A 22,910-nucleotide genomic window follows, 5' to 3' on the forward strand; every position below is an offset into this window, starting at 1 on the left:
ACTGTCATGATCCGTATCCTACTCTGCTTTCTTCTGGTCACCGTAAGTATCTTTTCGGTAAAAGCGCAATGTCCTGCCGCCTCCAGCCTGGTCGTTAATTCTATTACGGCGACTCAAAGCAGTTGCCAGGCCTCCGGTACGATAACCGTACTGGCCTCCGGAGGAGCGACGCCTTATACCTATACGATCATTGCCGGACCGTCGACAGCTCCGGCGCAATCGTCCAACGTGTTTTCGTCTTTGGTCCCGGGTGCATATTCCGTAAAGGTGACCGATAATTGCAATACCTCCGATACGGTCTCCGTTACGGTGACGGGCAGCTATACCATTCCGTCGCCGGCGGCGACCACCCAATCGCCAACCTGCCCGGGCGGCAGTGACGGATCGCTAACGGTCGCCGTGACCGGTGGCGTTGGTCCGTTTTCCTATTCGTTGATCAGCCCATCTCCCGTGACCGCGGGTCCGCAAACAAGCAATGTGTTCACCAATCTGGCGCCCGGCAGTTATACTTACCGGGTGTCGGACTCCTGCGGCAATTTTCAGACCCGGACCGTCACCCTTGCCGCCGCCAGCGCGGAGTCTATGTCTGTTTTTGGAATTCTGTCAGCCATATCCTGTGACTCATTTTCCCTTGAGATATTAACGGGCGTGCCTGGTAGTAGACCGCCGTATACCGTTTCGGTCACGTTACCCGATGGACGGGTGCTGTCCCAGGTGTTCACGGGCGCGCCGGGCACCGTTACCTTTAACTTCCATTTTCACCACATTTATGGCAATAACGAGCTGGTGAGCTATAGCATAACCGATAATTGCGGTTCCCAACAAGGGTCGTCTTTAAACTTGAAGACATACCTGGACATTGGAGTCAGCTCCGTACCACCGGTGGGCTGCGGGGGACAATATTCGTATTTATTCGGTACACCTATTCTTTGCGGGACACCAACCTATACCCTGATCAGCCCGTCGGGTACCGTTCTGGCAACCCAGACAAGCAATTGGTTTTCTGGCTTTCCGCCCGGTAACGGGTATAAACTCGTCCGGCAGGAATGTTGTAGTTCGGATACCGTATCATTTAATTGGGCAGCCCCGCCCGGGTTTCACTTTTCGGGCGTTCAGGTGGCGTCATACAGCACCTGCAGGGAGGGGACCGCGGCGATAATTTTAACCACGAACATTGCGGATCTGAGTTATATCATCATCGCTTCCGGTGCGCCATCGATGACACTTGCCGATGGCACGGTGCATACCTTTTCGTACCCGGATACCCTTACAACCGACATGAGCAATGCCGGGTACCTGGATGAATTTCCCGTCGGCACCTATAAATTCTATGCCGTGAGCACCTGCGGGGAGAAGGACAGCATTACCGTGACCGTACAGGCTTCCGATTTGCGCCATGATACCTTTTTGGCTACGATGAAAGCTGGTTGCAGCGGTAACAATGAGATCACGATGCAAGTAACGTCAACTGCCGGTGAGTGGGGCGTTAATTCTGCTTCCATTTATGTCAATTCGGCGCACTACGCAGACATTAACAGCTATTCCTATTCCTCCACCGACGGTGGCCTGCCCGGCGGCACCTATTATCTGTCTTATAATTATAGTAACCTTTTTGGGAGTAACGGGACTTATCTTCCCGGGCTGGACGGCAGTTGCGACGTTCTCCGGGACACGATCAACATTCCCGCGTACACACAACCCAGTTTTTCCACCCTGCCGGCCATTGCCAACTGCGGCACTACACGGAACGTGGCCTTGCTGCCCGACAGCGCCAGCGGGGTTCAACCCTACACGTTCCAGATGATTTCCCCGACAGCGTCTGCTGTTCAGTCGACACCGGTATTCGACGGCCTGACGGCAGGGACCTATACTTTTGAAATGTCCGACGCCTGTGGCAACAGTTATTCGAGCAATGTGTCCGTCAATACCCTGGCCCCGCCCGTGGTGACGGTCACGGGCGGCACCTGCGCAGGGGGGGCGGCGACCTTTTCCCTCCCCGCCAGCCCCTTCTACAGCTATACCTGGCAACACCCCGACGGCAGCACGAGTACCGGGAACTCGCTCTTGATCAACCCGGTGACGGCCACGGATACGGGTGCATACCAGATATCCCTGACCAGCGTGATCGGCGGGTGCACCAGCACCAGCAGCACGAGCGTGAGCCTGGAATTCTGCACGGTGCTGGCCGAGTCGTTGCTGACCTTCACCGGTCAGTACAACGGCGGTGTTGTGCAACTCAACTGGCAAAGCGCCATCGAAACGAACCTGGCCTACTATGTCGTGGAACGAAGCACGGACGGTATCAATTTTACGCCCCTGTGGGAGGTAACAGCCAAGAACGGGACGATGAACAGTTATGCAACGACGGACGCGCACCCGCCTTCGGGGGTAGTTTACTACCGGTTGCAGATGGTGGAAGCCGGCGGGACAGTCCATTACAGTCAAGTGATCTCCGTGAGCAGCGCCGTTTTATATACGGTATACCCCCGCCTGTTCACCGGCGCCGGACCCGTGACTGTAACCTACCCCAAAGCAGACGGGAATGGGCTGGTCAAAGTGGTGAGCGTGGATGGCCGGATATGGCTTGCCAGGAATATAGCTGCCGGAACAACGGCGACGAGCCTTGAGTTGGGGGCGCTCCCCATGGGTGTTTATTTCGTTGTTTTTAACGGAAACGCCACGGAGGTTATAAAGGAATGACCGGTTCAAGGGGCGTTTTGTCCGTTTTGGGCGCTGCGGGGGGTAAATGATGCCCCCCCGCAGTACCTTTGCCGGGTGAGTTTGCAACGTCTTATAAGAAGGTTGATCCTGGCGACCCTGGTACTTGCGCTTCTGCTTGCTACATATGCCCTTTCCTTTGTGGCCGTATTCAAGCTGGGCCGCGGCGCGGGTGTCCAGTCCGCCATCATCGTGGGGGTGCGGACGACGATCATCGGCATGATCAACATCGGCGTCTTCCTTTTTTGCCAGCGATACGTCCGGTGGAGCGAACGCAAGAAAAGAACGCTGCGCTACCTGGCCACCGCGGTCCTCAGTTTTTGCCTATCCATTTTGACAGACTGGGTCTTTTTCACCTGGACGTCTCGTGGTAGTACGGGCAATTGGCATTTCTATCACGAATTTCCCAGCATCGTTTTGCAAGCCTCCCTGAATTACATGATGGTTGCCGCTGCGCACGAGGTCACGATATTGGACTACGAAAAATCAAAGACACTCCTGGAGAACGCCGAGCTAAAGGCCGCCAGTATGGAATCGGCCTACCAGTTGTTGAGACAGCAGACGCATCCCCACTTTCTCTTTAACGCCCTGAGCATGCTCAAGAGTCTTTACAAAAGGGACGTGCCCGCCGGGGAGGCCTACCTGGCCCACCTCGTCAATTTTCTACGGGCATCGCTGACGAACAGCCAGCAAAAGGTATCCACCGTAATGGACGAAATCAAACTTTGCAACGACTATATCGTCATGCAAAAGATCCGTTTCGGAAACGCCCTGCATTGCGACATACAGGTCCCGGACGAAGTGATGCAGACGGGCGCCGTCCCCTCTTTCGCGTTGCAATTGTTGCTCGAAAACGCCATCAAACACAACGAAATCACCGCCTACGCCCCCCTGCTGATCAAGGTGTACTACAAGGACGGCTGGATCGTCACGGAGAACAGCATCCGTCCCAAGGCCTACATCGACGTCCCCAGCCGGAAGGGCCTGGCCAACCTGGAAGAGCGTTACCGCCTGATTTCAGACGAGCGCGTGCTCGTCGGCCGCGAAAACGGCCTTTTTTCCGTAAGCATCAAAGTATTGTCGTATGAAGATTATCATCATAGAGGATGAGGAGCTGACCGCCGATGACCTCGCGGACACCATCGTGGAGCGCCACCCCGAGGCCCGGATCGAAGCCGTTTTGCACAGTGTCCGGGAGAGCGTGGCCTATTTGGAAGCCCATCGCGACGCCGACCTGATTTTTTCGGACATACAACTGGGCGACGGCCTGAGCTTCGACATTTTCTCCAGGGTCGACCTGAAGATCCCCGTCATTTTCTGCACCGCCTTTGACGAGTACGCGCTAAACGCCTTCAAGGCAAACGGGATCGACTATATCTTAAAGCCGTTTACCCTGGATTCGGTATCGGCGGCCATCCGCAAATATCTTTCCTTCACCTCCGGCAAGGGAGGCGCCGCCATAGACTACGGATCGCTGGAAAAACTGTTTGCCGTCCGCAGGGACGCCGAACCCGGCTCCGTCCTGGTTTATTACCAGGACCAGATCCTGCCGGTCCCTCTTGGCCAGATCGCCTTTTTCTACCTCAGGAACGGTCTCGTAACACTGACCACCTTCGAAAACAAAACCTTTTCCCTCAACAAAAGCCTCGACGAAGTCGGGAAGGTGGCGGAGCCCCTTTTCTTCCGGACCAACCGCCAGTTCCTCGTCAACCGGAAAGCGGTCGTCAAAGCCTCCAGTCACCTCGCCCGAAAGCTGTCAGTGCATCTTTCGGTGCAGGCGCCCGAGAGCGTGACGGTGAGCAGGGAGAAGATTACCCAGTTTCTGGACTGGCTCGCCAGCTCCTAGCTGGCCGTTTCCCGGCCGCCCGCTTCCCAGCCGCCCGCTTCCCAGCCGCGGCTTCCCGGTCGCCGGCTCCCGCAGCGCCCCGCTTCCGCGGGCAATTTGTCCGCTTCGCGGTCGCCGGGCTAGCCGCCCCCCAGGCAAGAACGGACCTTCGTCCCATGAAAGGTCTCCCGGTTCTCCTCTTACTCGCTTCTATGGGCTCCGCCCTCCACCTCTGCGCGCAGGGCCGCATCGTTCGCAACGATTCCCTCAGCCAGCCGCTCACGACCTATGCCCCCCTGCTCGGCGGGGTCAACACCAGCTACATCGTCTCCCCCATGGGCGGGTCTCAGACCCTGCAACAGGCGATCGTAGATGAAAGCAGCCCCGTCTACAAAGTCATGAAGACGAAACACCCCTTGCTGATAAAAGGCGGCGCCCGCTACCAGGGCTTGTTTTTATCCGGCTCCGGCAGCGACCCCATCGGCGTGTCCAACTTCCAATCCGTCAGCGCCACATTCAGCGCCACCTACATGCTGTCCAGAAACACCAACATCACCGCCCTCGGTGTAGCCGGCGTCGCCTCCGACTTCAGAAAAGACGTCGACGCGTCCGATATTATATACAGCGCCGGTATCCGCTGGGGTTTCCGCCAGGCCACCCACTTCAAGTTCGGCGTAACCCTTTTATATTCCCACGCCTACAGCGGCAATGTTCTGATCCCCCTCCCCGATATCGATTGGACGATCAGCAAGAAATGGGAACTGGAGGGCTTCCTACCGTTCCGGACGTCGCTTAAATACAAGCTCAACAAGACCGAAACGCTGGCCCTGACACAGGGGTTTTATACCACCGCCTACCGCCTGAACGACCCCAGTGGCATCGGGAAGTACCTGGAGCTGCAACAGATCAGCACCGGGCTGATGTACGAGCACACCTTCAACAGACGCTGGAGCACGCACCTCATCGCCGGTTACGCCGTCAGCTCTAAATTGCGGACGTTTGACAACAACCAGACAGTGGGGTTTGACAACTTCGGGGCTTTGAACAAGCGGGTTGCGGAGGTGTCCTATAATCAGGGGGCGTTTTTGGGGCAGGTGGGGGTGAGCTTTAAATTTTAGTCTCCTTATACAGTTCTATTTTCCTCCCTTCGGGATCACCGACAATCGCCATAAGCCCCCACTCCGTTTCCACGGCCGGCTGGTGGATGGTGGCGCCGAGCAGGGTCAGATCCGCAACTGTCTGTTCAAATTCGTTGATGGCAAACCCCAAGCGGATAGAGGTGTCGGCTTTCTCTTGACCTTTTAAAAGAGGATAGATTTCCAACAGGGTAGGTCCTATATGGGCAGAATAGTGGTAGGGTGAATTCCCATGCCGATGGTAATCGAAGGTCAATCCGAAAAGCGTATAAAATTCGGCCAACTGTTCCGGGATGGCCGAACGGATGACGAGCAGGGTGAGGTTCATGGGGTAAATGTATGAGGTAAAGAGGTACTTTTGGGTATGCTCACCATGGAAAAACTGGAAGAATTTGAATGTGTCGACGGAGACTGGCACAAACTTCCCAAGATGGGTATTGGGAAACCGCTCAATTCTTATTTGGACTGGGAGATTATAGAAGACTTGATTCAGGATTTTACCTGGATATTGCGGGACAGTGCCGGTGACGAGCTGATACGCAATGCCAAGAAAAAGCTCGATGACAATGCCGCCAACGACGAAGTAAAATTGTTTCTCAAAGTGATGGTGGTAAAACGGATGAATCGAACTTACCTACCGGAGCGGTCTCTGATCGTCTATGGCTCGCTCGCCCCCGGCAGACCTAATCATCATATTGTCGAGTACATCGCGGGTACCTGGCGGCAAGGTTTTGTCCTGGGCAAGCTTGAGGACAGAGGCTGGGGCGCCGGCCTCGGTTATTTGGGATTTCGCCCCGCTGATGAAGGCGACCGAATCCCGGTGTTCGTGCTGACTTCAGAAGAGCTAGCGGACCACTGGCCGCGATTGGATGAATTCGAAGGAGAAGAGTACAAAAGGCTCCTGGCTCCGTTTGAATTAGACGATGGTGAGCTCGGCGTCGGGTACATATATGCTATTAACGAATAGGAGAGCACGAGCGGAATCGAACCACTGTTTCAATAGTTTTGCAGACTATTCCCACTGCCAACATTGGGTACATGCTCCTGGGGAATACAAAAAGCCCGCATGGTAAGAACCAGGCGGGCTTTTTGTATGCAAATATCTTATGTCATACAATAGATCGCCTGTGTCCTTGCGGGACGCAACAGAGCGGATTACAGTATAACAGTTGTTTTTTCATTGGGGCAAATATAGCCTTAATTTTTGGCATTAATTAGATTGACGACCACCGTCGTCATCATATCCTTCTCCTCCGGCTTGCTTTCCGCAATCATGAGGGTCAAGGCGACCAATGCATTGTCGGCGATTTTCTTGGAACCGTCCGGCCGGTAGAGGAGGGCGTTTTTTTCCAGGAACCAGACAAAAAGAAACGCCGCGATCCGTTTATTGCCGTCGGAGAACGAGTGATTTTTTACGATAAAATACACGAGGTTCGCCGCTTTTTCCTCTACACTTGGGTAGAGATCTTTTCCATCGAAGGTCTGGTAAATGGCGGCAAGTGAACCGTGGAAGGATTCGTCTTTTTCGTTGCCGAAAAGCGCACTTCCCCCAAACTTATCCTTCAATCCTTTGATGGCATCAATGGCGGAAGGGTAGGTGATCCGAAACAGGTCTCGCGTGGATGTGGCGTCTATTTCAAGACGCTGGTGATCATAACGGTCCAGTACGTCCAGGGCATAGGCGTAGTCGGTGACCACTTTTATAAGACCTGTGGCTTCGTCGGAGTTGAGGGCCTTGGTCTCCATGACATTGCTCAGCAGTTTCATGGCTTGCTTCAGCTTCTCGTATTGCTCGGTCTTTTCTTTTAGTTTTTTCTCGTTTAAGGCGTAGCCTTTTGCCAGATAATCTTTTAATATCCGGTTGGCCCAAATGCGAAAGGCAGTTCCTCTTTTGGAACTCACCCTGTAGCCCACGGATAGAATGACGTCGAGGTTGTAATATTTGACCGTCCTTTTGACTTTGCGATTGCCTTCCTGCTGAACGACCGAGAAATTTTCGGTAGTTGAATCTTCCGGCAACTCACCTTCATCAAAGATATTCCTGATGTGGACCCCGATGGTGTCACTGTTTTTGTCAAATAGCTCAGCCATAAGGCGTTGTGAGAGCCATAGGTTGTCATCCTGGAGGGTTACTTCGATTTGAGCGTCACCTTCGTATATTATAATCTCCCCTTTTCCTTCAGTCACGGCCTAGTATTTGATAATCAATATTTTAGAACTACCGAAAAATCTTCGGTGGTTGATCTGCAAAATCTCTACCAGAATTTCCACCAAGGCTTTTTCGGATCCTCGAAAGCCGGCTCCTCCTTTTCCTCCAAAGGCGACGCATGCGTCCAAAACCGATACGCCTGCCCCGTCGGACGACCATTTTCGTCAAAAGGGTAAGGGAGCCCGATTAAACCAATAAAGCCTCGTAGTTTCTCCACGGCGTCTTTCCTGACCCCTTCCCACCGCACCAGGTATTCTCCAGTGGCGACAGGATCGAGACCGGGTATATATTGAGCCAGTACCTGCACATTGCCATCCCATCGCCGGACCTCCTCCCCGGTGAGCTTTTCGAAAAAGTCGGGCATCGGGCTATACTGGTCCGCCGTTTCCCCGTTTACAAAAAACGTATACAGCCATAAGAGGCCGTCGTGGACATGAAAGGAGAAAACAGCGGTGTTCAAATCCTGGGACAGGAATTCGGCGCATTCGTCCCATTCTACAAAATAGTCCGGATACGAAATCGTCGTGTGCGCACCCTGTTGTTGTAGTATACAGAAATGATCGGGTTTTCCTTTAACCTGCGCCGGTTCGAAGGCGCCGCCGCGGTTTTGTGCGAAGCGGACAAGGCTTTTAACGACTTCCTGGTAGTTTTTGCCGACGATGCCGGAGAAAGAGGCGAACACTCCCATAGTAAAACCAAGATAAGCTTTGAGCGCGGAAAAGAGAACTACACGCGCTTATTTTTCCCCGTCAATATTACAACGCGCGACGCAAAGAATCTGCCCATCGGAGGCGCGTTGCACAAACCCAATGACTTCCCATCCTCCGGGGGTATAATCGGCGGGAAGCGCCAACGTATCGGCCGTTTTATGAAGATCGGCGGTGTCCAACGCGCGCACGATCTGTACGTGCGAAAGATTTCTGCCCGCATTCTCCCCGGCTTTGACGTCCGTTTGCGCGTCCTTTTGTACAAGGGCGAGCACCAGGGAGGCTCCCGGGAAGGTACCCGTGGTCTGAAAGGAGACAGCAACAGCGGAACGGCCGGCCGCCGCATGAAGTGTGAGGGAACCCTCCGGATGCTGCGCCAAACCGGAAGCAATGACCCGGCGGAGAAACGCCTCATTGGATCCCACATTTTCCGCGACGCCGTTGACGACCACCTGGGGAGTGTATACAGTAGACAGGCGCAGCCATTCAGCGTAGCGGCCTTGCCGTTCGGTGAACGCATGGTTGCTGAAGCGGTCTTTCCAACCTTGATGATCCCAATAGTCGACGTGATAGGCCAGGATGTATACCGGCTCATCGCCGTATTCCTTGGCCAGCCGGGCTATGAGGCGGTCGGCAGGAGGACAACTGGAACAGCCTTCGGAGGTGAACAACTCCACGACGGCAAAACCCGGCCCGGGTTTACCCGCCGACATACACGCGGTGAGCGCGGCAAGCGTGCAAAAAAGAAGGAGCTTCATACAGGGCTTACAAGATACGCAAAGTCAGGCAGTCTGTAGGTGGGCAAGTTTTTGCGCGATCACTTCCTTTTCGGCCGCACTGTCGGCGAGCGCCAGAGCTCTTTCAAAATGTTGCGTGGCTTTGTCCGAAGACACCCCTGTATAGAGCTCCCCGAGCAGACTATGGTAAAAAAGATTTCCGTCGAGGTCGAGGTTCTCCACTTCCGGGATGGCCTTGGCATTCCCGTATACCCGTGCAAAAGCATACGCCCTGTTCAAAGCGGCGACAGGGGTATAGTGTACCACGAGTAAACGGTTATACAACCTCAGAATCTGAGACCACTTTTCCTCGTCCTCTGCGGGGTGGGTATGCCACCAGGCAATGGCCGCCTCCAGGTGATACCGGCCGGGTGTATCAGCCTTGCAGCCTTGCACAAAAAAATAATTGCCCCGGTCGATGAGCTCCCGGTCCCAACATGACCTGTCCTGGTCTTCGTACAAGATAAGTTCGCCCGACGGTCCCAGACGGGCGTCGAAACGCGACGCCTGGAAACAGAAGAGGGCCAGGAGAGAATAGACATCCGGGCGGACCAGGCGCGGGTGCTGGGCCACGAGGTAGGCCAACCGCATGGCTTCCAGGCAAAGGTCCTTTCGGAGGACGTGGTCGGGACTGGCGGAATAATACCCTTCGTTAAACAAGAGATAAAGGGTGATCAGCACGGCATCCAGCCGGGGGCCGCAAACGGCATCGAGGGGGATGTGTTCGGCCCGCAGTTTTTCTTTGGCCCGGTACAATCGCTTGTTGACCGTGGATGCGTTGGTCAGCAACGCGCGGGCGATCTCGTCGATGCCAAAGCTGCAAAGCACCCGAAGGGACAGGCAAACCTGTCCCTCCAGGGGAATGACCGGATGGCAAACCGCAAATAGCATCCGTAGCTGGCTGTCGGCGATGCCTTCGGGGGTGAAATCCAGGTCGGGGTCCAGGCTGCCGGCTGCTTCACGGATCAACGCGCCCCGGACGCGCTCGCGAAAGACCCTGTCGTGTTTCAGGCCGTTGAGCGCGTTGTTTTTAGCCACCTTGTACAGCCACGCGACCGGGTTGTCCGGCACGCCCTTCAACCCCCAGGTCTCCGCGGCAGACAAAAAGGTCTCGCTGACGATGTCTTCGGCGGCGTCGATCTGTTCGATCCCAAACCGACTGCAAAGAACGGACACCATCTTACTGTATTCCGCCCGGTAGAGCTGTGCGATCATCTTATTCCTGGTTGTCCGGGGTTACCAGGGGACGGACCTCGACCCTGCCACCCCCGCCAGTGATAATGGGACAGCCTTTGGCCATCTCGGCGGCTTCTTCGGCGGTGGGGGCTTTGATCACGATGTAGCCGTTGATGAATTCTTTGACTTCGGTATACGGGCCGTCGGACACCAACCCATCAGGTGTCACTACTTTGGACCCCTTAACGCCCAGACGGTTGCCGTTGCTGACCAGCCGGTCCCGGGCGGCGATCCCTCCCATCCAGTTCATCCAGTTCGTCATCCTCTCCTGCATTTCGGCGGGGCTGACGGTGGCGCGGTCTTCGTTGACACGGAATAATAATGCGAACTCTTTCATAACCATGATTTTTTGGGTGATTAATGCCGTATAGACAACCGGGAGGATCTGATTAGGACAAAGGGACGGAAATTTCTTTATATTTTTACCCTAGCCATGAATAGATCTTGCTGCCTACTCCTGCCCACGGTGTTCCTGCTCTATAGCCCTGTTGCCGCGCAAGTGACGGCCAGCTTTACCGTCCCCGCCACGGTTTGCGCGGGTACCCCCCTCACGGTCAACAATACCTCCGTGGGCGCGACCAATTATTACTGGAGCTTTTGCGCGGCGGATTTCAGCGCCAACCCGGATGCCGTGAACCTGGGTAATCCAAACGGCGTCGTGAACAACCCGGTATTCGGTTGTTATGTCCAGGATGCAGACGGGAATTTTTATGGACTGGTCACTTGTTACGCCGAAGGTCACCTTATCCGGTTGCGGTTTGGCAACAGCCTTCTGAATAATCCGACGGCGGAAGACCTGGGGACTTTTGGCGGCGTTATTCCCGAACAACTGGAGGGCATCCAATTGCTGAAAGTCAACGGGAATTGGACCGCTATCATGGTCGGAGGCGGCAACCAGTCCGCAAATTCCTCCCCTCGGGTCGTAAAGGTCGATTTCGGCAATGCCCTGACAAATCCAGGCACCGCCACCAACTGGGGTAACGTGGGGGGCCTTAACCTGCCCCATAAACTCTATATCGGGTTCGAAGGGGGCAACTACTATGGCTTTACGACCAATGTCATCGACAATACGATTACCCGGCTAAGTTTTGGACCGGATTTCACCAATCTGCCCACGGGGATCAATATGGGCAATATCGGAAACCTCGACTATCCGTGTGGTTTGACGTTTGTGAAATATGCCGGCAACTGGTATTGCCTGACAGCCAATATGAACAGCAACAGCCTGACGCGCCTGGACTTCGGGACATCCCTTTTGAATACCCCCACCGGGGTCAACATAGGAAACCCGGGCGGCGTCCTGAACACCCCCAGGGACATCGTTCTTTTTACAACCTGCAGCGGGGTATACGGTTTCGTCACCGGTATGAACAACAATGACCTGGTTAAGCTTTATTTTGGCAACGATCCTACCACCGTACCAGGGGCTACAGACCTGGGGAATATCGGCAATTTCAGCTTTCCGCATTCCCTTTCAGACCTTTTTCGGGTGGGGAACGACATTTATACTTTCGTCCCCAATGCCAATAGCAACTCCCTGACCCGGCTCCGTTTCGCCGGTTGCTCGGACATTCCCGGGTCTTCCGCTCAAAACCCCGCGCCTGTTACCTATCCGAACCCGGGCGTATACGATATAAACCTAATGGTCGACCTGGGTTTGCCGACCCAAACTTCCTATTGCCAGCAGGTGTACGTAGCGCCTTTGCCCCAGGGGACGCTGATAGGGGATACGGTTTGCACCGGCGATAGCCCCAGTATATCGTTCAACACGTTCAACAACACTACCCAGGGGGCCGCTCCATTTACGATCAGCTATACGGACGGGACCCATACCTATACGCAGGGAGGGCTGCCAGGGGTGTATCAGTCGCTCATCACGGTTCCGGCCCTGGGCACCTATACCCTTACGAACATTACAGGTTCCAACGGCTGTAGCACCGATACAACAGAGACGGTCAACGTATCGATGAAGCCTTTACCACAGGGTGGGATTGCCGGTATCGCCAACTGCGGATCGGACTCCGCGACGCTTTGGTTTACGGCCAGCAGTGGGACCGGACCATTTTTCCTGCAACTTTCTCCGGGCGGCACCGCGTTTCTCGACCCGGGACAAACCCTTACACTCCCGCTCTCGCAACAGACCACCTTTAACCTGCTCTGGGTCGTTGACAAGTACTGCGAGCGCCGCAGCGGCTTCGACACGCCGTCAGTCACCCTGACGCCCAGACCCAACCCAGTTGTACAATTCAACAGCCCGGGCTCGATATGTTACAACGCCGCCCCGGAACTGCTGACCGCCGCCTCCGAAACAACAGGGCTGCCGGGTTCCGGCGCGTACTCGGGACCCGGTACGGATGCGGCCGGAAATTTCACACCGGCTGACGCAGGAGTGGGAACACACACGATCCTGTATAGCTATACCGCGAACGATGGTTGCACGGCAGCCGACAGCAACCAGATTGTCGTCAACCCGGCGCCCGTTCAGGCGGAAGTGATGATCACGGGTTGCGAGGGCGTACCCATACAAGTATCCGCAGCAAAAGGTGGGGCGACCTATACCTGGACACCCGCCACAGGGCTGAGCAACGCCACCGTCGCCAATCCCACGGCCGAACTGGACGGGTCGATCACGTATGTGGCCCAAGTCATAGACTCCGATGGGTGCGCCGCCAGCGATACAGTGGCGATCAAGGATGCCGGGCCGGTCAAAAGAGCGTTTATGATCCCCAATGGGTTCACGCCGAACGGAGACGGACACAACGACTGTTTTGGGATCCACACCTGGGGACAGGTGACGCTTGATGAGTTTGATATTTTCGACCGCTGGGGCACTAAGGTTTTTTCAACGAAAGACCCCGCCGACTGCTGGGACGGCACCGTGGGCGGGCAACCGGAGCCCCCGGGCGCCTACGTCTTTGTCATCAGGGCGGAAACGGCCTGCGGTAAGATCACCCGGACAGGGACGTTGATGCTGATGCGCTAGGAAAGTTCGATCCACACCGGCGCGTGGTCGCTTGACTTTTCCCAACCCCGGACGTGTTTGTCCACACCGGCGGCTTTTAAACGTCCTATAACAGAAGGGCTCAGCAGGAAATGGTCGATCCGCAAACCTGCGTTCCGCCCGTATGCATCGCGGAAAAAATCCCAAAACGTATAAATTACATCGCTTGGATAAAGATGACGGATGGCGTCCGTCCAACCCTGGCCGACCAGGGTATTAAAAGCTTCCCGCGTTTCCGTCCGGAAAAGGGCGTCGTTGACCCAGCGCTCGGGTTTATACACGTCGATCCCGGTGGGGATGACGTTGTAGTCACCCGTGAGGATGACGGGTTTGCCGGAAGCCAGCAGTCCCGCCGCGTGGGTGTTCAGCCGCTCGAACCAGCTCAGCTTGTAATCGAACTTCGGACCCGGGTAGGGGTTCCCGTTGGGCAGGTACAAACCGCCGATGGTCAGGTCCCCGACCACCGCCTCTATATACCGGCTTTGTATGTCCTCCGCGTCTCCGGGGAGCGCCCGGCGGATCTCGTGGGCCTGTGCCCCACGGGTCAGGATGGCTACGCCGTTCCAGCTTTTTTGCCCATGCCAAAGGGCTTCATACCCGGCCTCCCTGATGGCTTGTTCGGGTATTTTATCCAGGGTAGCCTTGAGCTCCTGGAGACAGACGACGTCGGGTTTTGATTCGTCGAGCCAGCGCAAAAGCACCGGCAAACGGGCATTGATGCCGTTGACGTTATAGGTGGCGATTTTCATGGGACCAATATCGGGAAAATCTTAGAAATCCAAGCTGGTACTAAAGCGTATCCCCGAGGTGGAAATACCCGGGTGCCCCAGATAGGTAAACCGCTGTACATAATCCAGCCGCAGGATATTGAAGATGTTGTAAATCCCCACACTCGCCTCGATATACGGTGAACTCCCCAGCGTATAGATGGTGTTGGTTCCATTGAGCGCCGGGAACTTCATCTGCTCCGGGTTTTGCAAGGGATCGTTTTCGCTGCGGACGCCCCCGAACAGGATCTTTCCCGCGACGACTTCGCGTAAGCGTAGCCGTTTGAGTAACGGGATCCTGTTAAAGAAAAAGCCGTTGAAATAATGCTCCAGGTTCAACCCCGCGTAGTGGTCGCTGACGAATTCGGCCACGTTCATCAGGTTGTAGGCGCTGAAACTATAGAAATACGCCGTATTGGCCGGGTGAATCACGAGCAGCGGGAAAGGCAGATTGCCCGTGATCAGCCCCGCGTCCAGGGTGATGTCTGTAAAACCCAGGGGTGCGACATACCAGCGTTTGAACACGTTCAGGTGAAAGGCGTCATAGTTGTACTCGCCCCCCGCCAGCCCCTTGATGCCCCTGGAATATTGAAGCGAAAGGACCGGGTATTTATTGGTGATCGTCCTTCTGGTCAGTTTGCCCTGGTAAAATTGCTGATGGGGCGCCCAGCCCAGCGTAAAGGACAATTGGGTGGTCGTGAGGTGGCGGACGGTATCGGTGCCATACAGGTATACCAGCGACTGGGCCGGGCTTTGTTGCCAGTATTTCGCCTGGAGGGTACTGGAAAAGTGGTCTCCAAACTCCCGGATATAGGACACGCTCGCCACGTCGCTGTACAGCCATTTGCCGCCAATGCCGCGGCTGAAGGAAGACAGGAAACTATTGTTCTGGGTGAATTCGGTTTCCTGCCCCGGGTTCTTTACGTCGTGCTGGTAATTGACCTGTATAAAATGAAAGGGATAGGTATAAATCGATTTGTGGTTGATCGAATAGGTAGCGGTCAGGTTGTACTTCCACTGTCTGTCTTTTGTCCCGTAGGCGATGTATCCATCTCCAAAATAGCGCGTGCTGAAATGCGTGTTCGTCCGGCCCCCAACCTGGAACCGTTGCCCCTCCAGCTGATTAAAGGAATAAAAGTTGCCCACCCGGCCGAGGTCGATGGGCCCCAGCGTTTTGTACCCCACCGAGAGCAGGGTGAGGATATCCATGGTTCTTCTGTATGACCGCATCCGGGCCAGGCTGTCGATGCGCGTAAAGGTCTCCGCCTCGCTTTGGGTCAGGGGCACGGGGCGGGCAAAGGTATCCGGCAAAGGAACCGATGCCAGGGTCGTATCCACCGGCAACCCGTGGAAAACCGAGTCGGGTAAGGTCGAATCATTCACCTGGCGAACGATCATCGTCCGCTCTCCAAAAAAGCCCCTGCTTTTTGGAAACGGACTCAGAAAGGCTGTCTCGCGCGCCAGGGAACGATAGTACCGTTCCGACGGACCCTTCTCGAATTCCTGGTGGGCATTAAACGACCGGACCCAGTTCAGGTTGGCGTGGCTTCCCGTTTGCAGGTCCGCCCTCCGGACGGCATAGCTGCTGTCCAGGGCGATGTATAATTCCCCCCGGAAAAGAAGGTCCTCCGGGTCGCGGGGCATAAAAGAAACGTGTACCACTTTTGTCCCGTTTTCTACCGACGTATCCCGGATAAAATACATATAGAACTGTGGCGCCAGGTCCGCCAGCGGCCCCATGAACTGGATCGTAAAAATCGTCATGGTGTTGTCGTACACGCTAAAGTCGTTGTACATCCAGGCAATGATGGCGCCGATCCCGCCCGCGTCCACGTATTCGCCTAAGTTGACCCGGTTGTGCCCGAGGATGACCTGTTTCCGCCTTAGGGGTGACAGCCGGTAATAATTCCGGGAGGCGGTTTCTTCCATATACAGCGGAATGAGGTGTTTGCCCGGCACCAGGGTCGTGTCCGGGTTATCAAGGATAAAGCTGTATTTCCTGAGCACGCTTCCCTCCCGGAGAAAACGCGGCGGCTGGTCCGACAAAAGGCGCAGCTTTTCGTACTGGTCAAAAGTCAGGAAAGGGTAGGAGGAAGGTGCGTTCCGGGACTTGTGGGCAATGACCTCCCGGATCAGTTCCACCGCGGGGTTGTGTTTATTCCGGTAGTGTCTTTTGCTTTTGACGACCACTTCCGCCATGGAGGTATAGGCGACTGTCAACGCCACCTTTATAGGCGTAGTGTCGGAAACCGTCACCATCAGCGCCTTATAGCCCGTGGCCGTAAACACCAGCCGCCGGGCACTCCCTGTCACTTCGATGCTAAAATGCCCCTGCGCGTCCGTGATTCGCCCTGCCCGCGCGCCCTTGACGGTCACGCTTACATTGGGAAGGGGTGAACCGCTGGCGGAATCCACGACGGTACCGGTGATGATCCTGACCTGGCCGATGGCCGGCCGGACACAGCAGACAAAGATGAGCAATATGAATAAGGGACGGGGCATGGCGCCGATAAGATACCAACTTTGGAAGAAAGCGGCAAATTAGCCTCCCTTCCGGAAACCGCCTCCTCCGCCAAAGCCGCCATCCCTGAACCTCCCCGGGAAGACCCCGGGCATCCGCCGTTGCTTGGAACCGGCAAAGTTGTTTAGATTGTACGTAAAAGTAAGCATCACGTATCGCGTGAGCGTCGTCGTTCTGCTGTCCGAGACTTGGTTCAGGCTCACGGTTTTGCTGACCGAGGTGTTTTCGTTCAAAAGGTCGAAGACGCTTAATCGGAGCTCCCCGTTTTTTTTCTTAAAAAGTTCCTTGGCGATGGACGGGCTCAGGAGCGGCACGCTGGCGTTATACCCCGGCGTCCGGTTGTTGGTATACGTGTAGGTAAAGTCCGTGGCGATCAGCCAGCCGCTGTTGGTATAGGCCGTGATTTCCGCCGTGACAACCTCCGAAAAGTTGTCAAAGTCCTGGCTGGGCCGCAACGTATTGAGCGCGATGTTATAGGTGGAATTCGCGCTCAGGTTCATGTCAAAGTTCTTTTTGATGTTTGTTGTCCAGGAGAGTTCTTCGGAGAGGCCAGTATTTTTTGAATAGTCATGGGCTGAGTCTACCAGCGTCTGGCTCTGGTTGTAATTAATGTTGGTAATAAAATTGAGGTTCGACTTCGGATGTTTAAGGGCAAACCCATATTCGAAATAACCCGCCACATTGTACGTCCCATTCAGGTTCACCGACGTCGTCGTTTGCCCGCCCTTGTTGTTGGGTGTGATTTCGCTTTGGATGTCATTGACGATCGTGCTCGCGTTCAGTGTCGCGAACAGCACGTTTTGGTTAGAGGGGTTGAAGGACGAGTACAGCATCCGGATGCTGTGTGTAAACTGCGGCTTCAGGTTCGGGTTGCCCACTGTATAGTTGATGTCGTCGCTGGTCGTTGTGAGGGGTTGGAGCTGGGAGGCGGACGGCGTCCCCGTCCGGCCCATGTAATAGAACCGCAGCCGCTGATAGGAGGAAAACGAATACGTAAAATTGACCGTGGGCGTCAGGTTCACAAAGCTGTGCGCCACGTCTATGTCCTTTGTCGTATTAAGGCTGTTGAAATGGATAAACTGGACTCCCGAACCGACGCTTAAGTTGTACCGGGGATTTTGAACCCGGTAGTTCAGCGTAAACCGGTCCGAGTTTGACAGGAACCGGTAGGAATTCGAGAAAAGGCTGTCAAAGCTCGTATAGCCTTTCACCGCATTGTCATAGTCGTAGGTGTTGTTCGTGGCGACGTTTTTGGTATAGGTATGGTTGTAGTTCAGCTCGAAGATGGAGTTCCGTGTCACCGGTTCCGTATACGACAGGGTAGGGCTCAGGGTGGCCGACCGCAGCGTATCGTTGTAATACTGTCTGAGCGTCTGTGTCGAATCCAGGTTGTAAAAGGTATTGACCGCGTTGTTGTATCCGTCCCCCTGGTTGTTGTTCACCGTCCCGGTAAGGTCCAGTGACAGGGTCCGGTGTGCCTTGCCAAATTTGTGCCGGTACGTCAGGTTCGAGCCGTTGATGTTAAAGCCGGATGTGGTGCCATAGGCGTTTGACGTGGAACTGTTGATGGGCCGCCCGTTCTGGTCCACGGTGGAGGAAACGGACGAGGAGTTCGGGCTGGTCGTCTGGAACGCGATATTGGGGCGGGCGACCAAAGCGTCGTTTGAATCGATCCTGTCCTCCAGGTTAAAGTTCGCGCGCTGGTTCGTGGTCCGCGCGATGGCAGGCGAGGTCCGCTGCGTCGTGTTGGAGGTATCCTGGTTTTGGTCAAAAAAGCGCTCGGTCAGGCTTTGGGTATTCGTAGAGACATGGTTATAGTTGTAGAAATAACTGCCGGCCACATCCATCTTCGGCCCCCAGTCGTCCCTGTAGTTGGCGCCCCCTGCCCAGACCGTGGTGATCCCCGATCCGCCCTGGTACGTGGCCGCCGCCGGCCCGCCCCCGCTGCCCTTCCGGCTCCCCGAGGACCCCAGGATGTCCTGGACTGTAAAGTTTTGTTTGTTGATGTCGTTGCCCTCTCCCAGCAGCGAGATCTGCTGGTCGTTGTTAAAACGGTGGAAATTGGCGCTCTCGTTATACGTCTCGTCCGTCCCCAGCCCCGCGATCGCCCGCCCGAAATAGCCCTTTCGTTTGTCCCTTTTGGTAATGATATTGATCGTCTTCACCCTGTTCCCATCATCAAACCCCGAAAACTTGCTCTGGTCGTCCAGGTCGTCAAACACCTGGTACTTCTCGATGATGTCCGGCGGCAGGTTGCGCGTCGCGAGTTTCGGGTCGTCCCCGAAAAACCGCCGCCCGTTCACCAATACCCGCTGCACTTTCTCCCCCTGGGCAGTGATGTTGCCACTCGCGTCCACCTGTATCCCCGGTAGCTTTTTGATCTGATCCTCCGCCACCGCATTCGGCTTGGTGGCAAACATATCCGCGTTGTATTCGACCGTATCTTTTTTGATGGTAATCGGTGGACTTTGGATCACCAGGTCCGGCAATTTGTCCGTGATCCTTTGCATATATAAGGTGCCATAGTCATAGTCCGCGTGCGTAGCACTTACGGTAAACGCTTTGGCAATGTGCATATATCCCTCAAAGGTGATCAGCAGCCGGTACCGGCCCACGGGCAGGCTTCTGAACTGGAAAGCCCCATGTTTGTCCGTGATGACAAACTGGATGTTGGTGGAGTCTTGTTCCGGTGTCAGGGACACCGTAGCGTCCTCCATGCTTTGTTTGCCCGCGGTGTCCGCTACTGCGCCTTTTACGGAACCCCTGAGCTTCGCCTGGGCGTTGGTTTGAAGGGCAAAAAAGCAGCAGACCAGCACCGTCAAGGCCAGTCGCGTTCTCATACGGCTAATGTAATAGCCATTTTGTTTTTTCTCCGGCCAACTAGGTGAACGCGTACGCTAAATCGGCAGACGCTTTTCCAGTTTCCGGATCAGCCACGGCAGCGTCAGCCCCTGGCCGAAGATGGTGAAAAGCACCACCGCCACCGATATAAAGATGATCATGCCGCGTTCTGGAAAAGTATACGGCAAACCGATCGCAATCGCCAGGGACACAATCCCCCGCATACCCGACCACCCGATGATCAGGCTCGTCCGGGTATCCAAAAGCGCTGCCTCGCTTGGCTTCCGGCGTCTCCGCGTCGACTGGAAGGCCCGTTGAAGCCCTGCCTGTTGAAGGAAAATACGCGACATCCGCAGCGCCAGCGCCACGACGGTGATGACCAGCGCATATCCCAGGTAGGGAAGTATCCGCTTGTGGTCGATGTGCGCCATCACAAATGGAAATTCCAACCCTATCAGGATAAATATGAGCCCGTTGAGCAGGAAGATGATGATTTCCCAAAATGCCTTCGCCTGATTTTTCAGGTGCGGTGGCAGCACCTTATTGCTAAACTGTCCGATGCCGATCCCCAACACCACGACCGCAATGATTCCCGATACATGCAACGCTTCCGCCAGCAGATACGTCACAAAGGGCGCCAGGAACACAAAGCTCACCGATACCGCGTAATTCTCCTTTAACCTTGTCAGGATGATCGACAGCACCTTGCCCGACACAAAGCCCACCAGAAATCCACCCGCCATCAGGATGGCAAACTGGATCCCCGCCTTCCACCAGACAAAGGCCAGTCCCGTCACCGCTCCCACCGCAAAATTGTAGGCCACGAGCGACGAGGCGTCGTTCACCAGGCTCTCCCCCTCCAGGATCGTCGTCGTTTTGTGCGGAAGCCCCAGCCCCTTCGTGATGCTCAGCGCCGCCACCGCGTCCGTCGCCGACAAGATAGCCCCCAACACAAAAGCCAGCGGCCACGTCATCCCCGGGATCAGGAACTTCGCCGCCACCGCGATCCCCGCCGTCGTGATAAAGACCAGCGTGATCGCCAGCGTGCTGATCGTCGGCAGGTTCTCCCGGAATTCCGCCGCCGGTATATTAAAAGCCGCATCAAACAAAAGCGGCGGCAGGAAAATAAGGAAAATCACATCCGGGTCCAGTTCCACCTTTGGCACAGAAGGAATAAACCCCAATACGATCCCCGCGGTGATCAACAATACCGGCATAGGGACGCGCGCCTTTTGCGCCAGCGCCGACAACCCGATCATGACCGCTAAGATCAACAGGACGAAGCCATAGTTCTGCATTGCGATAAACTTATGCAATTTGGCTAACTTAGCCACGTCATGCAGGACATTTTTTCAGCCCCCCAACACGTCCTTTCCGCCGGTGACGACCTTCGGATGGTCCGCTATGTGCAATACGAGGACACCGAACGGGCCTGCCTGTCCCTGGATCACAGCATCCTTTCCCTCGTCCTGAAAGGCCGCAAACACCTCTACCACACCGGTGGCAAAGTAGAGATCGGCCCCGGCGAAGGTTTTTTTGCCGCCCGCGGCAACTACCTCCGCACTGAAAGAAGAGGAAACGGCCCCGGCGGTTATGTGACGCTCGTCATCCGGTGCTCCGACGCGTTTCTGGCTTCGCTCCTTCTTCCCTCTGAACCTGTCTCTGCTTCGTTGGACCCCGTCATGCTGCTCCGGCAGGACCCCCTCATCGATGACCTCGTCGCCCAGCTCTCCCATTACTTCGACCGCTTTTATGAAAAGCCCCGGCTCGAAACGGTTCTTCCATTAAAGATCCGTGAGCTCCTTACCTTACTCGCCACCGCCCCTGCCAATAAGGGTTTCAGCACCCTTTTGCGAAAAGGCCCCACCGCCCCCTCCGATCCCCTCCATGCCCTCATGGAAGCCCACTACAAGGAACCCCTTACCCTCGAACAATGGGCTTTTCTCGCTGGCCAAAGCCTGTCCTCTTTCAAGCGCAAATTCGAAACCGTCTACGGCATGCCCCCTCGCCGCTGGATCCAGCAACGCCGTCTCCAGGAAGCCCACCTCCTCCTGACCGACGCCCGGTATAATGTCACCGAAGTCTGCTACGAAACAGGCTTCCAAAACCTCGCCCACTTCATACATGCCTTCAAAGAACGCTACGGCATCACGCCCAAACAGCGCCAGCTCGCCCCTGAACCGCCCGCGATACTTTTTGGACGATAGACCAAACCCGCTGTCTTGCGGCGCGGGTAGTTTTGAAGGAAAAAAAATATGTACTTCCTTCTTATTGTCCTGTCCCTGATTTCCGGGTTCGATCACCCCGAAAGCGTCCTTCCCTCCGGCAACGTTTTGTACGTCTCCAACATTGGCCGCACCCTCGATGCCACCGGCAAAGACGGAGACGGCTACATCAGCTGCGTCGACCTCACCACCCACAAGGTCACCCACTTCTTCGACAGCCTCGATGCCCCCAAAGGCATGGCGCTCTACGGGCAGACCCTATACGTCGCCGATATCGACCACATCGTCGGCATCGACATCCCTACCCGCCGTCGCGTCCTCGACCTCCCCATCCCCGGCACCCACTTCCTCAACGACCTCGCCCTCGGCGACGGCAAACTCTACGCCTCCGCCACCGACAACGGAAAGGTCTACGAGATAGACCTCTCTTCGCTGTCCTGCCGTGCCCTGCCTCTGTCCGATACCGTCACCGGCGCCAACGGCCTTTGTTACGATGGCGCGCATCATTTGTTGTACTGTGTCGGTGTCGGTCACTGGGGCAGCAACGACGGCCGTGTTGTCGCCATCGATCTTTCTTCCTTTTCCGTCACCCCCCTTTGCAACTACCGTGGTCTCCTCGATGGGGTAGACCGGGTGGGGGATACCCTTTACTTCTCCGACTGGAGAGGTGTGCAGGATTCAAAGGGGGTGATTCTTGCGTTGGACCTGCGGTCGCACGCGGTTAGCGAGGTGCCGCTGGGCGGCGGCGCCGGTGCTGCCCGCACTTTTATTGCCGGCCCGGCCGATTTCTGCGTCCACGGCGTGGAATTCATTGTCCCGGAGACCCTTACGGGTAAGATTCTCTTTATACCGCGGCCCTAGGGTAACGCGCCGCTGCGTCGCCCCGCGTCGCCGTCGCCCCGCGGCGGCGCGCTCCGGGCGGGCGCCTCTCGCGCTCCGGGCTGCAAA

Annotated in this window: 18 protein-coding genes and 1 tRNA gene; 8 read left to right on the forward strand and 11 right to left on the reverse strand. The window is 55.8% G+C overall.

Annotation, left to right across the window (positions count from 1 at the left end):
- Positions 1–6 precede the first annotated feature (6 nt).
- The 4 genes from EDB95_RS20840 (at position 7) to EDB95_RS20855 (ending at position 5,661) form a co-directional block, all read left to right on the forward strand.
- The gene (locus tag EDB95_RS20840) at positions 7–2,700 is read left to right on the forward strand and encodes a SprB repeat-containing protein (protein ID WP_133996717.1); all 2,694 of its coding nucleotides are present in this window, start codon (positions 7–9) and stop codon (positions 2,698–2,700) included.
- 75 nt (positions 2,701–2,775) lie between these two features.
- The gene (locus tag EDB95_RS20845) at positions 2,776–3,828 is read left to right on the forward strand and encodes a sensor histidine kinase (protein WP_162852709.1); all 1,053 of its coding nucleotides are present in this window, start codon (positions 2,776–2,778) and stop codon (positions 3,826–3,828) included.
- Positions 3,803–4,564 (forward strand): LytR/AlgR family response regulator transcription factor, encoded by a 762-nt coding sequence (locus EDB95_RS20850; protein ID WP_133996723.1) that lies wholly within the window; start codon positions 3,803–3,805, stop codon positions 4,562–4,564. Before EDB95_RS20845 ends, EDB95_RS20850 begins: the two co-directional genes overlap by 26 nt.
- A 155-nt stretch (positions 4,565–4,719) precedes the next feature.
- Positions 4,720–5,661 carry a DUF6268 family outer membrane beta-barrel protein gene (locus EDB95_RS20855; protein ID WP_133996726.1) on the forward strand — a complete coding sequence of 314 codons (942 nt, stop codon included), beginning with the start codon at positions 4,720–4,722 and terminating at the stop codon, positions 5,659–5,661.
- On the opposite strand, the gene EDB95_RS20860 is transcribed toward EDB95_RS20855, so the two are convergent.
- Entirely contained in the window at positions 5,651–6,007 is a 357-nt protein-coding gene (locus tag EDB95_RS20860) for a VOC family protein (RefSeq protein WP_133996729.1), read from the reverse strand. The genes EDB95_RS20855 and EDB95_RS20860 overlap by 11 nt on opposite strands.
- A 36-nt stretch (positions 6,008–6,043) precedes the next feature.
- Between EDB95_RS20860 and EDB95_RS27570 the strand changes: the two genes are divergently transcribed.
- The gene (locus EDB95_RS27570; RefSeq protein WP_211352170.1) at positions 6,044–6,646 is read left to right on the forward strand and encodes a gamma-glutamylcyclotransferase family protein; all 603 of its coding nucleotides are present in this window, start codon (positions 6,044–6,046) and stop codon (positions 6,644–6,646) included.
- A 1-nt stretch (position 6,647) separates the two neighbouring features.
- Here the strand turns inward: EDB95_RS27570 and EDB95_RS27345 are convergent.
- The 6 genes from EDB95_RS27345 to EDB95_RS20890 form a co-directional block, all read right to left on the reverse strand.
- Positions 6,648–6,723 (reverse strand) — tRNA-Cys (locus EDB95_RS27345).
- A 153-nt stretch (positions 6,724–6,876) separates the two neighbouring features.
- Positions 6,877–7,770, reverse strand: coding sequence for a virulence protein RhuM/Fic/DOC family protein (rhuM, locus tag EDB95_RS20870; protein ID WP_133996732.1), 894 nt, complete (start codon positions 7,768–7,770; stop codon positions 6,877–6,879).
- A gap of 164 nt (positions 7,771–7,934) precedes the next feature.
- Positions 7,935–8,576 (reverse strand): hypothetical protein, encoded by a 642-nt coding sequence (locus EDB95_RS20875; RefSeq protein WP_133996735.1) that lies wholly within the window; start codon positions 8,574–8,576, stop codon positions 7,935–7,937.
- Positions 8,577–8,624: 48 nt separating this feature from the next.
- Positions 8,625–9,353 (reverse strand): DUF1223 domain-containing protein, encoded by a 729-nt coding sequence (locus EDB95_RS20880; protein WP_133996738.1) that lies wholly within the window; start codon positions 9,351–9,353, stop codon positions 8,625–8,627.
- A gap of 24 nt (positions 9,354–9,377) precedes the next feature.
- Positions 9,378–10,586: an RNA polymerase sigma factor gene (locus EDB95_RS20885; protein ID WP_133996741.1), complete on the reverse strand. Its 1,209-nt coding sequence runs from the start codon at positions 10,584–10,586 to the stop codon at positions 9,378–9,380.
- A 1-nt stretch (position 10,587) separates the two neighbouring features.
- On the reverse strand, positions 10,588–10,944 hold the full coding sequence (locus EDB95_RS20890) for a YciI family protein (RefSeq protein WP_133996744.1): 357 nt from the start codon (positions 10,942–10,944) through the stop codon (positions 10,588–10,590).
- A 96-nt stretch (positions 10,945–11,040) separates the two neighbouring features.
- Between EDB95_RS20890 and EDB95_RS20895 the strand changes: the two genes are divergently transcribed.
- Positions 11,041–13,590: a gliding motility-associated C-terminal domain-containing protein gene (locus EDB95_RS20895; protein WP_133996747.1), complete on the forward strand. Its 2,550-nt coding sequence runs from the start codon at positions 11,041–11,043 to the stop codon at positions 13,588–13,590.
- Here the strand turns inward: EDB95_RS20895 and xth are convergent.
- From xth to EDB95_RS20915, 4 genes are read right to left on the reverse strand one after another with little or no spacing between them, the layout of a single operon-like run.
- Positions 13,587–14,357 (reverse strand): exodeoxyribonuclease III, encoded by a 771-nt coding sequence (gene xth / locus EDB95_RS20900; protein WP_133996749.1) that lies wholly within the window; start codon positions 14,355–14,357, stop codon positions 13,587–13,589. The two genes, EDB95_RS20895 and xth, sit on opposite strands and share 4 nt — an antisense overlap.
- Before the next feature lie 21 nt (positions 14,358–14,378).
- On the reverse strand, positions 14,379–16,877 hold the full coding sequence (locus tag EDB95_RS20905) for a DUF5686 and carboxypeptidase-like regulatory domain-containing protein (protein WP_133996752.1): 2,499 nt from the start codon (positions 16,875–16,877) through the stop codon (positions 14,379–14,381).
- Positions 16,878–16,916: 39 nt separating this feature from the next.
- Complete coding sequence (locus tag EDB95_RS20910) at positions 16,917–19,736, reverse strand: TonB-dependent receptor (RefSeq protein ID WP_133996755.1); 2,820 nt, start codon at positions 19,734–19,736, stop codon at positions 16,917–16,919.
- A gap of 57 nt (positions 19,737–19,793) precedes the next feature.
- The gene (locus tag EDB95_RS20915; protein WP_133996758.1) at positions 19,794–21,035 is read right to left on the reverse strand and encodes a Na+/H+ antiporter; all 1,242 of its coding nucleotides are present in this window, start codon (positions 21,033–21,035) and stop codon (positions 19,794–19,796) included.
- A 39-nt stretch (positions 21,036–21,074) separates the two neighbouring features.
- Between EDB95_RS20915 and EDB95_RS20920 the strand changes: the two genes are divergently transcribed.
- The gene (locus tag EDB95_RS20920; RefSeq protein ID WP_133996761.1) at positions 21,075–21,944 is read left to right on the forward strand and encodes a helix-turn-helix transcriptional regulator; all 870 of its coding nucleotides are present in this window, start codon (positions 21,075–21,077) and stop codon (positions 21,942–21,944) included.
- Between the two features lie 48 nt (positions 21,945–21,992).
- Positions 21,993–22,823, forward strand: a complete 831-nt coding sequence (locus EDB95_RS20925; RefSeq protein WP_133996764.1) for a YncE family protein — start codon at positions 21,993–21,995, stop codon at positions 22,821–22,823.
- Positions 22,824–22,910 lie beyond the last annotated feature (87 nt).

The organism is Dinghuibacter silviterrae (genome assembly GCF_004366355.1).
GTDB lineage: Bacteria > Bacteroidota > Bacteroidia > Chitinophagales > Chitinophagaceae > Dinghuibacter > Dinghuibacter silviterrae.